This window comes from Microcoleus sp. Pol7_B2, from assembly GCF_036701035.1.
Lineage (GTDB): Bacteria > Cyanobacteriota > Cyanobacteriia > Cyanobacteriales > Microcoleaceae > Microcoleus.
Genome location: NZ_JAUBQB010000056.1, coordinates 1 through 15,329 on the forward strand (window position 1 = coordinate 1; position 15,329 = coordinate 15,329).

10 protein-coding genes are annotated in these 15,329 nt (G+C 45.4%); 6 read left to right on the forward strand and 4 right to left on the reverse strand.

Features of this window, described 5'->3' with window-relative positions:
• Positions 1 to 91 precede the first annotated feature (91 nt).
• The 3 genes from QUA57_RS19655 to ntcA form a co-directional block, all read right to left on the reverse strand.
• On the reverse strand, positions 92 to 487 hold the full coding sequence (locus QUA57_RS19655; protein WP_333063168.1) for a pre-16S rRNA-processing nuclease YqgF: 396 nt from the start codon (positions 485 to 487) through the stop codon (positions 92 to 94).
• Positions 488 to 516: 29 nt separating this feature from the next.
• On the reverse strand, positions 517 to 2,199 hold the full coding sequence (locus QUA57_RS19660; RefSeq protein ID WP_333063169.1) for a DUF3084 domain-containing protein: 1,683 nt from the start codon (positions 2,197 to 2,199) through the stop codon (positions 517 to 519).
• A gap of 77 nt (positions 2,200 to 2,276) precedes the next feature.
• Positions 2,277 to 2,942, reverse strand: a complete 666-nt coding sequence (ntcA, locus tag QUA57_RS19665; protein ID WP_006634020.1) for a global nitrogen regulator NtcA — start codon at positions 2,940 to 2,942, stop codon at positions 2,277 to 2,279.
• A 330-nt stretch (positions 2,943 to 3,272) separates the two neighbouring features.
• Here ntcA and fabI point away from each other — a divergent pair, with 330 nt between their 5' ends.
• Both fabI and hisB read left to right on the forward strand, forming a co-directional pair.
• Positions 3,273 to 4,049, forward strand: a complete 777-nt coding sequence (fabI, locus tag QUA57_RS19670; protein ID WP_333038047.1) for an enoyl-ACP reductase FabI — start codon at positions 3,273 to 3,275, stop codon at positions 4,047 to 4,049.
• A 309-nt stretch (positions 4,050 to 4,358) separates the two neighbouring features.
• Positions 4,359 to 4,997 (forward strand): imidazoleglycerol-phosphate dehydratase HisB, encoded by a 639-nt coding sequence (gene hisB / locus QUA57_RS19675; RefSeq protein ID WP_190657741.1) that lies wholly within the window; start codon positions 4,359 to 4,361, stop codon positions 4,995 to 4,997.
• Between the two features lie 289 nt (positions 4,998 to 5,286).
• Here the strand turns inward: hisB and QUA57_RS19680 are convergent, their stop codons facing one another.
• Positions 5,287 to 8,496 (reverse strand): glycoside hydrolase family 15 protein, encoded by a 3,210-nt coding sequence (locus tag QUA57_RS19680; RefSeq protein WP_333063170.1) that lies wholly within the window; start codon positions 8,494 to 8,496, stop codon positions 5,287 to 5,289.
• Positions 8,497 to 8,607: 111 nt separating this feature from the next.
• Between QUA57_RS19680 and QUA57_RS19685 the strand changes: the two genes are divergently transcribed.
• The 4 genes from QUA57_RS19685 (at position 8,608) to QUA57_RS19700 (ending at position 15,308) form a co-directional block, all read left to right on the forward strand.
• Positions 8,608 to 8,745: a hypothetical protein gene (locus QUA57_RS19685; protein WP_333038037.1), complete on the forward strand. Its 138-nt coding sequence runs from the start codon at positions 8,608 to 8,610 to the stop codon at positions 8,743 to 8,745.
• A gap of 206 nt (positions 8,746 to 8,951) precedes the next feature.
• On the forward strand, positions 8,952 to 9,683 hold the full coding sequence (locus tag QUA57_RS19690; RefSeq protein WP_333063171.1) for a WecB/TagA/CpsF family glycosyltransferase: 732 nt from the start codon (positions 8,952 to 8,954) through the stop codon (positions 9,681 to 9,683).
• A gap of 292 nt (positions 9,684 to 9,975) precedes the next feature.
• The gene (locus tag QUA57_RS19695) at positions 9,976 to 11,694 is read left to right on the forward strand and encodes an AAA-like domain-containing protein (RefSeq protein WP_333063172.1); all 1,719 of its coding nucleotides are present in this window, start codon (positions 9,976 to 9,978) and stop codon (positions 11,692 to 11,694) included.
• Positions 11,694 to 15,308: an AAA-like domain-containing protein gene (locus tag QUA57_RS19700; protein ID WP_333063173.1), complete on the forward strand. Its 3,615-nt coding sequence runs from the start codon at positions 11,694 to 11,696 to the stop codon at positions 15,306 to 15,308. The genes QUA57_RS19695 and QUA57_RS19700 overlap by 1 nt, the downstream gene beginning before the upstream one ends.
• Positions 15,309 to 15,329 lie beyond the last annotated feature (21 nt).

Below are 15,329 nucleotides of genomic sequence, written 5' to 3' on the forward strand. Positions count from 1 at the left end.
TTTTTTCTAATTAACTATTTTTATCGATTTTATCATGATCTTACCTCTGTCTCACATTTATTTGAAATGACTATAACGGTTATAAGATTGACTAACTTTTATTCAAATATCTCTCAATCAAGACGATCGCCACAATATCGTCCACCGGTCTCGGCGGCGTCCGCATTCCCTTCGGAATCAAGCGGTCGAGTCCCGTCGGGGGGTAAATTTGCCAGTAGCGTTCCCTCGCTTCTAAACTGCTGTACCTCTCGTCCACCTGAACAATTTTGAGCGCAGGTAACAAACTCTGCGTCAGTTTTTGTTTCCAACTCTTAGAAGTCGTTTGATCTCCGAGTACCAATAACTCAATCGAAAACTGTTCGCACAGAGATTGAATAGTAGATATCGCTGCTTCCGACAGCACAACTTGATGGTAGCAGACGTTCTTATCTCTACCCATTACAGCTATGCCGCATTTGTCTTTACCTGGATCGAAACCTAAAATCATAGCCAGTTACCAATTATTAATTACCAAATTTATTTTTTAATTTTCAAGTCTCCTGGGCCTTGTGTTTGTTGTCCGGTGCGGAAAACAACTGCTCCGTTTTCAAGAGCAACTAAATCTATTTTAAGCGGGCCGGCGATGTAAGTGATATCTGTGGCGATCGCCTGAACGTCAAGCGGTTTCTCGTACTGCTGCAATCGCTCGATAAAACCAGCCAAAGTTTCAATCTGATTGTCTGCCACTTGAACTCTACCGCCGACAACACCGATCAGGCGAGCGCGAAATTGACAAGCTTCTATCAATTGCAGCAACTGCTGCCGCACCTGTTCGTCGGTCAAAGTCACCGGATCGACAGCAACCCCTGCAATCACATCTCCAGCGCGGAAAACCACTCGATTGATTTCTGCTTCTGCAAATACCTTAATGACCTTTTCTTCCCGCAGGTAATTAGCGCCGGCGACAATCCGCACCACGTAATCTTGACCGTCTTTAATCTGACTAATTAGTTGATCGATTTCGGCTTTAGTAATTTGAATAACCTGGGCTCTAACCTTCTTATTTTCCGGCTGCATGAGTCCGACGGTGGTTTTATTTGCTTCTTGCAAAAGCCGATCGATCGCGCGACTCGCCATACCGGGTTCGATAATGCGAACTACGCCTGCTGCTAAAATTTGACCGCGCCTGATGGCAACTGTACCCTCGCGGATTGCCTGAAAATCGCGTTCCAAAACTTGCACTTGCTGCTGCAATAAAGTTTGTTGCTGTTCGAGTTGAGTTTGTTGCTGTGCCAAGGTTTCTAAGAGTGCTTCCCTCTCGGCAATTACTTTGTCGCGCTCGACAATAGTTTGATCGCGCTCGGCCAGATTTTGCACCCGCTGGGCAATTTCCTTGTCCCGCTGGGCAATTAGTTCGTTGCGATCGACAATTTCCTTGTCCCGCTGGGCAATTTCTGCGTCTCGCTTGGCAATTTCTCGATCGCGCTGGGCAATTTGAGTTTTTACCTGGTCGATTAACTCTTGGCGCTCTTCTTGCAGTTGGGCGATTTCCGAGCCTAAAGTCGTTTTTTGAGCAGAAACTGTTTTCAATTGGTTCTCGGTGCGATCGAGCTGAGCTTTTGTACTTGATCGGGCCGTTTCAACCAGTTTCAATTGTTCTTCGGTGCGGGATTTAGCTGCTTCCACGCTGCTGAGCTGTTCTTCTGTCTTAGATTTAGCCGCTTCTACCTGACTTAACTGCTGTTCAGTTTTAGACTTGGCTGCTTGCACGCTGTTGAGCTGGGCTCGCAGCGAGTTTAATTTTGTTTGCGTCCGAGCTTGCTCAGCATTAGCTGCTTGGAGCGATTGATTAATTTGCTCTAAATTGGCTCTAGCTTGCGCTTGAGCGGCTCTGGCTTGAGCTAATTCACTTTCAACTCGATTTTTTTCTTGAGTGGCTTGGTTGATTTCTCTGCGGGCGTTGTTGAGCCTTTTTTGAATCTCGTCTATTCTAAAAACTCCCGTTCGCAGCGGCTTGCTAGTAGCAAACAAAATGCCCAGAGTCAGTGCTGACAGGATGCTGCCAGCCATCACTGTCACAACAACAGCAGTATCGCGGGGGCGAAGTTTGAACAAGCTCAACCTTGCCTTGCCGACTTTCGTCCCAAGGCGATCGCTGACAGTGGCGATCACACCCCCTAACACTAAAATTACAAATACCAGGATGTATCCAGCAGTCATTCCGATTTTAGATTTTGGATTTTGGATTTTGGATTGAATCTAAAATCCAAAATCCAAAATCGCATACTTTCTCGGCATCAAGTGAATTGCTGGCTTAAAGCCACCGGGTTGTGGACTGTGATCTTTTTCTTGTGGATCGAGATCATGGTTTCTTGTCTGAGATCCCCGAGCAAACGAGTCACAGTTACCCGTGTCGAGCCGATCGCTTCGGCGATCGCCTGGTGGGACAGCTTCAAATCTATCGTAATCCCCTCTGTACCGGGCACGCCAAAATCCCGGCACAGAATCAGCAAAAAGCTGACGAGTCTCGAACCCATATCTCGGTGCGCCAGCGTTTCAATCATCATCTCGGTTTGCAAAATCCGAGACGACAGTCCCCGCAGCATCACCATCGAGAGTTCCGGGTCTTCCTTGAGCGCTTTCTCGACTTGTTCGATCGGCAGCGAGATCAACTCTACCGGCGTAAAGGCCACCGCGTGGTAAAACCTGTCCGATCGGTGTCCCGTAATCAGAGACAGCACCCCAAATACGCTATTTTCGCGCAGGAGGGCGACTGTAATTTCTTCCCCTGCTTCGTACACCCTGGAGAGCTTCACAGCACCTCTAATGAGAACGTAGACGCGCTCAGCCGGGTCTCCAGGGAAAAAAATTGTCTTGCCCCGTTCAAAGGTTTCCACAATGGGTGGAAACGCCCCGCCGCTGATTTGGCGGAACACGGCTGCTAGCGGTCTATCATGCGTCACGACTAGATCCTTTGTACTAATCAATACTTTATAACTTGCCGATTAACCTTTATTGAGTAAATATACAGCCCAACCTCCAATATCCAAGGATTCGGTTACTTCCATCTAATGTTAAGGTAAACACGCACTGTATGATTAAATCTAGCCCTTCTCTTAACTTTTTCAATTCCGCCCCCATGTAGCTCCACAGCAAAATTAATATCAATTGTGTCTCAATTGTGTCTCAATTGTGTCTGAATCAGTTAAAGCTGAATCAGTTGTGTCTAAACTGCCGGGGTTGTCGCAGAGAGCCAATGAGAACGGTGCTAGTTGCTTCTAGAAGAAATACAGATGATAGATTTGACCGGAAAAAATGCTCTTGTTACGGGCATTGCCAACAATCGCTCGATCGCCTGGGGCATCGCTCAGCAGCTCCACAAAGCTGGGGCTAACCTCGGCATAACTTATTTGAAGGACGAGAAAGGCAAGCACGAGCGCAAAGTCGCTGAACTGGTGGAACCGCTCAATCCCAGTCTGTATTTGCCCTGCAATGTCCAAGACGAGAGCGAAATTGAGTCTACTTTTCAAACCATCGCCGACAAGTGGGGCAAGTTAGATATCTTGATCCACTGTCTGGCTTTTGCCGGCAAGGACGAACTTTCGGGAGATTTCACCAACACTTCGCGCCAAGGTTTCTCCAATGCTTTGGATATTAGCGCTTACTCGCTGGTGCGGCTTTGTGCTGCTGCTAAACCGCTGATGGCCGAGGGCGGCAGTATTGTGACCCTGACTTATTTGGGCGGCGTCCGGGTAGTTCCTAACTATAATGTGATGGGAATTGCTAAGGCGGCTTTGGAAATGAATGTTCGCTATCTGGCTGCTGAACTGGGCCCGTTAAATATTCGGGTAAATGCGATTTCTTCTGGCCCGATTCGGACTCTGGCTTCGTCAGCAGTTGGCGGTATTCTGGACATGATCCACCACGTTGAGGAAGTGGCCCCGCTGCGGCGGACGGTGACTCAACAGGAAGTGGGAAATGCTGCGGCTTTTCTGTGCAGCAATCTCGCTAGCGGAATTACGGGTCAAGTTTTGTATGTCGATGCCGGTTACGAAATCATGGGAATGTAACAGTTGTCGAAAATTTTGAGTTAAGCTGTCGCGCATTTAAATTGTATGTTAGAGGCGGGTGGGACGCCCACCCCACAAAAGTTTGATTGTTTTTTGACATACAATTTAAATGCCGCAACAGCTTATGTAGGGGCGGGTTGAGACAATAAACTTTAACTTGAACAAGTAAGTTTTATGCAAAAGCCGCCCCTTTCGAGAGTTTTGAGTTTTGCATAATTCTCTTAACTAAATACTTGAGAATCAGCGCCGATCAAGCTGTAATCTTCAATTACTAATTATCAATAACTAATGAATGACCAATTGCGAATTATGGAGATAATCGATCGCCCTTCTGTACCTCCTGCAACTTCAGTTCAACCAGCTAGGGCCGCCCTGGTGAAACGCACGACACTAGAAACGGATGTCACGGCCAGCCTCAATCTCGACGGTGTGGGAACTTGCAAGGCGTCTACGGGGATTCCGTTTTTAGACCATATGTTGCACCAGATTGCTTCTCACGGATTGATCGATTTGGACGTGCAGGCGATCGGGGATTTGGAGATTGACGACCACCACACGAACGAAGATGTGGGAATTACTTTAGGCCAAGCGCTAGCAAAAGCTGTCGGCGATCGATCGGGCATTTCTCGCTTCGGACATTTCATCGCACCTTTGGATGAAGCTTTAATTGAGGTAGTGCTAGATTTTTCGGGACGCCCTCACTTAAGTTACAGCTTGGAAATTCCCAACCAGCGGATCGGCACTTACGATACCGAATTAGTGAAAGAGTTTTTTTCGGCGGTGGTGAACCACACTCAAATGACACTGCACATTCGACAGTTGCAGGGCGGAAATTCTCATCACATTGTAGAAGCGGCGTTTAAAGCATTTGCGCGAGCTCTGCGGATGGCGGTAGAAATCGATCCGCGCCGCGCCAGCCGGATTCCGAGTTCTAAAGGAGTTTTGTAGTTTGGGGTTTGTAGTAGCGTTTGGGCGCTACTACGAACCTGTCATACCATGTCCAGTTAAATAGTTATAATACTTTGCTGATGAGTTGGCAAAGAAAAAACAGAAGTCTTTACTACACAAAGGTTGATCGACACTTTTACTAACCAGCCACACTCAATCTATCATGACTTAGGCAACTGGCACAGTTAGCAAGGTGCGTCAGACCAGAAAACCTTGATAATTGTTAGAAAAATTCCTCGGAGGCACTCTACAATTCGATTTGAGTGTGACACGCTTGCTTTATTCCTGTCTATCCAAACTTCGTCAAGAACCGGAAAGCATCGAGTACGTGACTCGCGCAAACGTAAGGCGAAGTATTGTAAAAAGCTTGCCAAGCAGCCGCTTTATCTTCGTCGTATTTACCGGCTCTTTCCGGGTATTTTCCTTGCCAATTCAGACGCACTGCGTGACCGACTAATACATCTAAAACGATGTATTCTTCTACTTGCAAATCTGGGTTACGCTGGGCGATCGCCGCCAACTCCATCAGCGCCTCAATATTGACTTGTCGGTATTCCGGCGCCACAATCTTATTCAACAAATGCTCGATTTGTAGCGCGAAATTCTTTTCTCCCGGCGTCATTTCCGATAATATAATATGGCTATCTAACCGATTGCGCCGCTCTAATTTGTCGCCAATTATCAAGCCTTTGCAGTGCCGCAGCAGTCCCCAAACACTCGGATAAAAATCCTTCGGTACGCGATTGACAGTACCTTCCATTTGCCGCTTCCGGCGCCATCCTCCCCCAGGCATTTGCGGTTCTTCGGAAACAGGCGCTACTACCCATTCAATATCTTTTTCCGCCTGTTTGACGCGCAGGGATTCTTGCTGTTTAAGGATTTGATTCATTTCCTCGTATTCTGTCAACACTTGGCGCAGGCGATTTTTGATTTCAAAGGGACTTAGCTGCATTAAATGTTCGTAAGCTTCATTTTGGGTCACTGCCAATTCGCGGGCTAATTCGCTTGTTAACAGCAGAATAAAGTAGCTAACTCTCAGTGTCAGCAGACCTTTAAATAATTGCGGTTCTGCTTTAATTAGGACGCTGAGGTAAATTAGAATTTCTTGGGTGAGAACTCGATCGCGAATATCTTCTCCACAGAATTGGCGAATTTTGTCCATCACTTCCGTGTAAGAACCTGGTCGCGAAATTATCGAATCTTCGCTGTAGGCTTTCCCCACAGCAATTTGTTTTTGCCGCACCAAAATATCTGTCACCGCATCGGACAAGCTGATATCAACTTTGTCCAGCAAACCTGCGGCATGGCGGATGACTGCCCATTGGATTTTTGATTGCGAACTTTCTCCAGCTTTTGTATAAACTTCGTTGAGCAAATCCACAACTGTAACTGTTTCTTCTGCACCTCCAAATACTGTATCAAAATTTAATCCTTTGAGTCTAACTAAGGTGTGCAGCAACTCAATTTGTTCGTACAAGTTTTCTGAATCTCGCAGGCTAGTTAGCAAGAAGTGAGTATTAGTTTCGCACTCTAATTTAAATTCTTGCGTGTGACCTAAAGGCCAAGTTTTTTCAGGATTGTAAGTTAGATAGCTGCGCGTTTCTACTGCACCAGTCACCGGAGATTCGGTAAATTCAAAATCGTGCATGAGATCAATTCTTTCGGTGCCAGCAGTCAGCATTAACTGCTTAAGGTTTCCGAGTTTAACTGGCGTGTTATTACAGTGTCCATCCCGGAATTCTTTCATTAATTCTAACAACGCTTCCCGACCGGTTTCCAGCATCGTGTGAGTCAGCATCAGCGTTACCGTAGGGCGTCCCAACTGATACCAGTGGCGGTGAATGTGAGCTATTTCGCTCTTGATTTGAGCTACTAAAAAATGGTAATCTAAAGTTAAGTAAAACTCTTGTCTGTTCAAAAATGAGGGGAGAAATACGATCGCCTCTTCGCGAATTTTAAACACCCGAGAAGTTGTTAAACTCCGCAAACGGCGCACGGGACGGCCGGTTAAACCTAATTGGTCGTTGCGTCCAATTTGCGTGTAAATAGCTGATAATTCTTTAGTCTGGCGGACTTGAATGGGTTCTACCTGTTTTGGGGTTTGGGCAGCAATGCCGTTAGCGGCTAATTGTGCTTGCAAATCTTCGTCTTCAGCTAACAGTGCAATTTGCACTAAAGGTTCTCTGTGTTGGCCGACCGACAGGTGCCTTCCCAGCGGGTCAATATCGCCCACTGCGATTAATCCTTCATTTAGCAATTGACCGAGAAAGTACAAACTTTGCGCCCAAACCAGGGGAATATTTTCATTGGGTAAGCGCTGCTGGCTGCGGGGATTGAGCTTTTCTGCTTCTATATTTTCGGCGGGGACGTAGTACAATTCTGGTAGTAGCGGCAAACCAGAGCGATCGACTGCTAGAGATTCCAAACGCTGCTGGTACTCTTGCACTTGAGCTTGATTTCCCTGAAATATGCCGTCCAAGAGCAAATAAGTGAAAAATAGCGGCCACTCGCATTCAATGTGCTCGAACTGCCTTAATTCTGTGGGTTCGTAGTGCAGGCGATCGGCATCTTCCAACACTGTTTGGTGTCCGTCCCGCAGAAACCGCTTGCAGCCGTATTTTCCTTGCAATTTGTCAATAATCTTATTTCGAGTCCGTTCTATTAATTCTCGGTCTTCCACAGCAAAAGCCGGAAAACTAATCACGCTCAATAAAGCGGCATCTACTTCTTTTGAACTAGATTCGCGAGGCAAAAGCGATTCCAAAGTTATGCGACTTCTGGCAATTTCGTCGGGCAAAACGTGAATAACTGACGCTTGAGAACCTTGAATACCGAACAAATCCAACCCATTTATTGCTTCGAGCGCTGCTTTTGCCATGCCAACTGAACTGGCGTTCAATTCTGCATTGCCGCGATTGATTTTATGACCTCTTTCCCAAATTCCGTAATCCGGCGTGCGATAGGCTCTACCGATGTAGTAAACTAAATTTTGCACGAAATTGACTTCATCAATTGTAAAAATTACGTGCAGCCCGGAAGCCGTCATTTGAGAAAGAATTAATAAGAATATAGATGTAGCGTCTAGCTGTAAATGTCCCCACTGATCATCACCGACAACAATACTTCCAGTTTGAGTATTGTATTTAGCGTGCAGGGCATCTAGCGGCGACTGAGTATTTTTAAAATGTTCTACTTTGCTCGATTGCTGCATCATCGCAAACAGCAAGCCGCGCATCAGTTTTACTGTGCTCTGTTCAAGTTCAAATGTTCTGCCATGATCGTCATCAATTTTGCGGTAAGCTAAACCCAAACCCCAAACTGCGAGAATACTGTACACGTTGTCGCGCACCCAGGCATCGGTGTAGTCGCCGTGAGCGTTAACGGCGGTACTCGCCGGCAGCAAACCAGTAATTGGGTTCTGGCGCTTGAGGATGATGGTTTTGATTTGCTGGTAGTAATAATCTAACCTGCTTTGCCGCTGGGTTGTTGCGATCGCCATTTCGTTTTCCTTGTTTTTCCTGATGCGAGTAGATTTGCGGTGAATAGACTTTTAAATATATCAGAGATTAGATCATTTCTCAAGTTATCCAAACACAAGAAGGTAATTGCCATGTCTACCCAAAACCACAATAATAACAGCGTTCCTTTCGTGAAAGTTGTCTACTCTACAGTGAAAATTAATGGTAAAATTGAGCTAGTACCGATGGAATGGTACGCAGACGGATCAGTCAAAAAAATCGAACGCTAATGCTCGATCGCACTTGGCTGGCCAACTCTAATGAACTTGCGCGACCCGTCGCTTACAAAAAAACCGGTTTCTGGGCCACCGAACGATTACTTAACAGACTCTTGGTGGCACAAACCGGGTTTTTTGCGACCCAAACTGCTCTAGCGTCGATCGCCAATCTCAGCTAATTTAAATAACTAGGTGTGTAGGAATATCAAAGAAAAAATATGGATGTATCGCGCCCGCAATTTTCAGTGCTGGGACTACCAGTTCACATATTAGATGATTATGCAGGTTGGCTGATGCAGCGCCTGCATCAAGGGTTAGGAAGTCACGTCGTGACGCTGAATGCTGAAATGGCGATGCAAGCCGAGCAAAATCAGGCTTTAGCAGATGTAATCCGCAAAGCTGAACTGGTGATTCCCGACGGTTCGGGAGTGGTGCTGTACTTGCGGCTGCGTGGCAAACCGGCACAGCGCTATCCGGGGATTGAATTAGCAGAATCGCTGCTACAAAAAGCCGGAAAATTGCCGGATTCGGAACCAATATTTTTCTTTGGAGGTTCCCCGGGAGTGGCGGCTGCTGCTGCAGAAAATTGGCAACAAAAGGTTAACGGATTGTCGATTGCTTCTCAACACGGTTATCTTTCCGCAGATGAAGAGAAAGATTTCCGTGAAAGCCTCAAACAAATGCAGCCCAAACTGATTTTTGTCGGCTTGGGAGTGCCTCGCCAAGAGTTTTGGATTGCCGAACACCGACACCTTTGTCCTCAGTCAATTTGGGTGGGAGTTGGTGGCAGTTTTGATATTTGGGCGGGAACAAAAGACCGCGCGCCGGCTTGGTTTTGCGACAATCATTTAGAATGGTTGTACCGGCTTTATCAAGAACCTTGGCGGTGGCGCAGGATGTTGGCTTTGCCACAGTTTGCATTGAAAGCTTTGGGGCATTTTCGAGCTTAAAAGTTCCCAATCGAATCGGGTTTACGGGAGTTATGGCTGATATTGCCGATCGCGCGTGAACCCGTCTTTACAATAATTGTGGTTAATTTCTCTGACATGATACAGTATATTCCCGTAGAGCTGGTACACTTAATTTAGTAAGTAGATTGGCATGAAAAAACAATAATATCTTGTAGGGGCGATCGCGAGCCAATATCTATAAAAGCCCGCAGCAAAGCCTTGTCCTCTTCACTAGATATTCTTGGGGCGGAAACGGAGTAATAGCGAATCACCTTTAGTCAAATTCGGATTTATGAGTAGTTCCCCAAGAAAGAAAAAAACGATCTTGTTTTTAGCAGCGAACCCTAAGAACTCTACGGTTTTGCGTTTAGGTGAAGAGGTTCAGGAAATTGCCGATGGGTTGCAACGCTCTAAAAAGCGTGAAAAATTTCAACTTGAGCAACAGTGGGCGGTAACGCCACGAGATATGCAGCGAGCTGTACTCGATTATAAACCAGAGATTGTCCATTTTTCCGGTCATGGTGTGGGAGAGGAGGGTTTAGCTCTAGAGGATGAGATGGGACAGATTAAACTGGTAAATGCAAAAGCTTTAGCACGTTTGTTCGAGCTGTTTATGGACCGGGTAGAATGCGTGGTACTCAACGCCTGCTATTCGGACGTACAAGCCAGCGCGATCGCGCATCACATTCCCTATGTTATTGGTATGAAGCAAGCGGTGGGAGACAACGCTGCGAGGGAATTTGCTATAGGATTTTATGACGCGCTGGCAGCCGGAGAATCTATAGACTTTGCTTATAAGTCAGGCTGCGTTAGTATCAGTATGGCAGGTATCCCGGAAGAACTCACTCCAGTTTTAAAGAAGAAGTTAGATTTGGCTGACTTAGAGACAGCAGAACAAGAGATCGTTCCTGCTATTGACAATATACTTGAGGAGTCGTCCTCTGCGTTAGCAAATGTGCTATCGCTCCCCTCACCACCTGTTCCTCTCCTCAATTTAGATAACCCAGAAGGTTCTGTTAGTTTAGATTCACCCCTATATATCGCTCGTCCTCCCATTGAATCGGACTGCTACCAAACTATTGCCCAACCTGGAGCTTTGATCCGAATTAAATCACCCCGTAAAATGGGTAAAACTTCTTTATTACAGCGCATTTTACACCATTCAAGAGAACAGGGACATCAAACTGCCTATTTAAACTTTCAATCTGCTGATGGTAATTTTCTTAGTAATCTCGATCAGTTGTTGCAATGGTTTTGTGGTGAGATTACTAATGAGTTAAATTTAGAATACCGAGTAGCGGACTACTGGAAACAAGGCATGGGTAGCAAACAAAAATGCGGCAACTATTTTCAGCGCTACCTGTTAGCAACAATTAATACACCATTAACGTTAGGATTAGATGAAGTCGATCGAGTTTTTCAATATCCCCAAGTAGCGCAGGAATTCTTTGGTTTACTGCGGGCGTGGTACGAAAAAGGAAAAAACGAACCAGCTTGGAAAAAACTGCGTTTAGTAATTTCCCATTCCAAAGAAGTTTATATTCCCTTGAATATCAACCAGTCACCTTTTAATGTAGGTTTACCAATCGATCTACCAGAATTAAACTATCAAGAAATTGTTGAGTTAGTACAAAAACATCAACTGAATTGGCATGCTCGCAAAATAGAACAATTGATTGGAATGGTAGATGGGCATCCTTACCTGTTAAGAAAAGCCCTTTATGAAATTGCTCGCGGTTATTTAACCTTAGAGGAATTTTTACGGACTGCGCCTACCGAAGAAGGAATTTACGGCGATCATTTACGCCATCATTTAATTAATCTCACTGCCGATCCAAATTTGGAAGCAGCAATGAAACAAGTAATTGCTAGTTCGGTTCCGGTACGATTAGAAGCCAATCTAGCGTTTAAACTTCGCAGTAGGGGTTTAGTGAAGTTGCGAGGTAATGATGTGATTCCTCTGTGCAATCTCTGCCGCCTTTATTTTAAAGATCGATTGGGAGTTCATTAATGAATGACAAACCTGATTTACATTACGAATATCAAGTAGGTGGTAGCCTACCTGTAGATGCACCAACCTATGTTAGGAGACAAGCTGACCAAGATTTTTATGACGGATTAAAAGCCGGAGAATTTTGTTACGTTCTCAACTCGCGACAGATGGGTAAATCTAGCTTGCGGGTGCAAACAATGGCTAGATTGCAGCAAGAGGGATTTGCCTGTGCTGCCGTTGATATTACAGCAATTGGTACTGCAAATATTACTCCTAAAGAGTGGTATTTTGGAATTATTGACTCGCTGGTAAATAGTTTTGAACTCTACAATAATTTCGATTCCTATGAATGGTGGACGAGTCACGAATTAGTCTCTCCTGTCCAACGTTTCAGCAAGTTTATCGGAGAGGTATTGCTGGAGTTTATTGATAAATCTATCGTGATTTTCGTCGATGAAATTGACAGCGTATTGGCTTTAACATTTAATATTGATGATTTTTTTGCAGTGATTCGTGATTGTTTTAACCAGCGTGCCGACAAGCCAGAATATAACCGTTTAACCTTTGCTTTGATTGGGGTAGCAACGCCTTCCGATTTGATAACTAATCAGCTTCGCACTCCGTTTAATATTGGCCGTGCCATTGAGTTAACGGGTTTTCAATTAGCAGAAGCACAACCTTTGGCATTAGGCTTAGAAACTCCATTAGAAAATTATCAAGCATTGTTAGAAGCGATATTATCTTGGACTGGGGGACAGCCATTTTTAACGCAAAAAGTTTGTAAATTGCTCAAAAAATATCTGAATTTCCAATCAATCGAAACTACCCCTGATTTGGTCGCGGATTTAGTCAAAAAGAAGGTGATTGAGAATTGGGAAGGACAGGATGAGCCAGAGCATTTAAAGACGATTCGAGACCGCATTTTACGCAGCAAACAACGTGCCAGTCGGTTGCTGGGGATCTATCAGCAAATTTTACAACAAAATCAGATAGCCGCTGATAATACTCCCGAACAAATGGAACTCCGCTTAACAGGTTTGGTAGTTCAGCAATCGGGTAAACTTAAAGTTTATAACAGAATTTATCAATCTGTTTTTACTGCTGATTGGGTAGAAAAACAATTAGCAAATCTCCGCCCCTACAGCGAAAGTTTTAAAGCTTGGCAAGATTCTGATTGCCAAGATGAATCGCGACTGTTGCGGGGTCAGGCTTTGCAAGATGCTCAAGCTTGGGCGGCCGGCAAAAGTTTGAGCGATTTAGATTATCAGTTTTTAAATGCCAGTCGGGAATTACAACAACGGGAAGTTGAACGAGATTTAGAAGCTCAGAGACAAGCTAATCAAATTTTGACTGAAGCGAATCAGACCCTAACCAAGGCACAGCAAAAGGCATTAAAGATTAAAACTGTGACTTCGGTTTTTGCTGGGGCGGCTATGTTAGTGGCAACTGGAGTATCTGTGTTTGCTAGTTATCAAGTCACTCAAGCTAAGATTTTAGCCAATACCATCATCCAGGAAAGTGCTTTTTCTAATGAATCATTTCATTCGGGACAGACATTTCAAGCACTGCTGGAAGCATTGAAAACAGGGCAAACATTCAAACAACTAGGTGCTTCCGCCGACACTACAATCAAAGAACAAGTGATGGTTGTACTGCAACAAGCAGTTTCCCAAGTAAAAGAGCGCAATAGTTTGGAAAGGCATAGCAAAAATGTCAATAGCGTCGCAGTTAGTCGAGATGGCTTAACATTGGCTTCTGCTAGCGATGACAACACCATCAAACTGTGGAACCTGCAAACCCAAACAGAGATTAAAACCCTCACTGGGCATAGCAATGAGGTCTATAGCGTCGTATTTAGTCCCGATGGTAAGACATTGGCTTCTGCTAGCTCTGACAAAACCATTAAACTGTGGAACCTGCAAACCCAAACAGAGATCAAAACCCTCACTGGGCATAAGGATTCGGTCAATAGCGTCGCCATAAGTCCCGATGGTAAGACATTGGCTTCTGCTAGCTCTGACAAAACCATCAAACTGTGGAACCTGCAAACCCAAACAGAAATCAAAACCCTCACTGGGCATAGCAATTCGGTCTATAGCGTCGCATTTAGTCGAGATGGCTTAACATTGGCTTCTGCTAGCTCTGACAAAACCCTCAAACTGTGGAACGTGCAAACCCAAACAGAGATTAAAACCCTCACTGGGCATAGCAATTCGGTCAATAGCGTCGCATTTAGTCCCGATGGCAAGACCTTGGCTTCTGCTAGCTCTGACAAAACCCTCAAACTGTGGAACGTGCAAACCCAAACAGAAATCAAAACCCTCACCGGCCATAGCAGTTCGGTCAATAGCGTCGCCTTTAGTACCAATGGCTTAACATTGGCTTCTGCTAGCCATGACGGCACCATCAAACTCTGGAACCTGCAAACCCAAACAGAGATTAAAACCCTCATTGGGCATAGCAATAAGGTTAAGGTTAAGGTCTGGAGCGTCGCATTTAGTCGAGATGGCTTAACATTGGCTTCTGCTAGCTCTGACAAAACCATCAAACTGTGGAACCTGCAAACCCAAACAGCGATCAAAACCCTCACCGGGCATAGCAATAAGGTCAATAGCGTCGCCTTTAGTACCAATGGCTTAACATTGGCTTCTGCTAGCCATGACGGCACCATCAAACTGTGGAACCTGCAAACCCAAACAGACATTAAAACCCTCACTGGGCATAGCAATAAGGTCTGTAGCGTCGCATTTAGTCCCGATGGCTTAACATTGGCTTCTGCTAGCCATGACGGCACCATCAAACTGTGGAACCTGCAAACCCAAACAGAGATTAAAACCCTCACTGGGCATAAGGATTCGGTCAATAGCGTCGCATTTAGTCGAGATGGCTTAACATTGGCTTCTGCTAGCTCTGACAAAACCATCAAATTGTGGAACCTGCAAACCCAAACAGAGATTAAAACCCTCATTGGGCATAGCAATAAAGTCTGGAGCGTCGCATTTAGTCGAGATGGCTTAACATTAGCTTCTGCTAGCTCTGACAAAACCATCAAACTGTGGAACCTGCAAACCCAAACAGAGATCAAAACCCTCACTGGGCATAAGCATTCGGTCTATAGCGTCGCCATAAGTCCCGATGGCTTAACATTGGCTTCTGCTAGCCATGACGGCACCATCAAACTGTGGAACCTGCAAAGCCAAACAGAGCTCAAAACCCTCACTGGGCATGAGGAATTGCTCCCTAGCGTCCGAACCCAAACAGAGATCAAGACCCTCACCGGGCATAGCAATGAGGTCTATAGCGTCGTATTTAGTCGAGATGGCTTAACATTGGCTTCTGCTAGCGATGACAAGACCATCAAACTGTGGAATCTGCAAGCCGGAAAAGAGATCAAAACCCTCACCGGGCATAGCAGTCGGGTCCTCAGCCTCGCATTTAGTCCCGATGGCTTAACATTGGCTTCTGCTAGCGATGACAAGACCATCAAACTGTGGACTTGGGATTTCGATCGGCTGATGGCATTAGGCTGCAACTGGATCAGCGATTATCTCAGAACCAACCCGAGAGTGACACAAAAGGATAAACAGATGTGTTCTGATTACCTCAACCAAAAGTCCATCAAAAAGGACTAGGCAAAAACAGCCAGCGAGCAA

Bases quoted from the DNA above. Each gene is read 5' to 3' on its own strand.
- QUA57_RS19690 (WP_333063171.1), top strand. From the start codon at position 8,952: ATGGATGTATCGCGCCCGCAATTTTCAGTGCTGGGACTACCAGTTCAC.
- QUA57_RS19680 (WP_333063170.1), bottom strand. From the start codon at position 8,496: ATGGCGATCGCAACAACCCAGCGGCAAAGCAGGTTAGATTATTACTAC.
- QUA57_RS19685 (WP_333038037.1), top strand. From the start codon at position 8,608: ATGTCTACCCAAAACCACAATAATAACAGCGTTCCTTTCGTGAAAGTT.
- hisB (WP_190657741.1), top strand. From the start codon at position 4,359: ATGGAGATAATCGATCGCCCTTCTGTACCTCCTGCAACTTCAGTTCAA.
- fabI (WP_333038047.1), top strand. From the start codon at position 3,273: ATGATAGATTTGACCGGAAAAAATGCTCTTGTTACGGGCATTGCCAAC.
- QUA57_RS19695 (WP_333063172.1), top strand. From the start codon at position 9,976: ATGAGTAGTTCCCCAAGAAAGAAAAAAACGATCTTGTTTTTAGCAGCG.
- QUA57_RS19655 (WP_333063168.1), bottom strand. From the start codon at position 487: ATGATTTTAGGTTTCGATCCAGGTAAAGACAAATGCGGCATAGCTGTA.
- QUA57_RS19660 (WP_333063169.1), bottom strand. From the start codon at position 2,199: ATGACTGCTGGATACATCCTGGTATTTGTAATTTTAGTGTTAGGGGGT.
- QUA57_RS19700 (WP_333063173.1), top strand. From the start codon at position 11,694: ATGAATGACAAACCTGATTTACATTACGAATATCAAGTAGGTGGTAGC.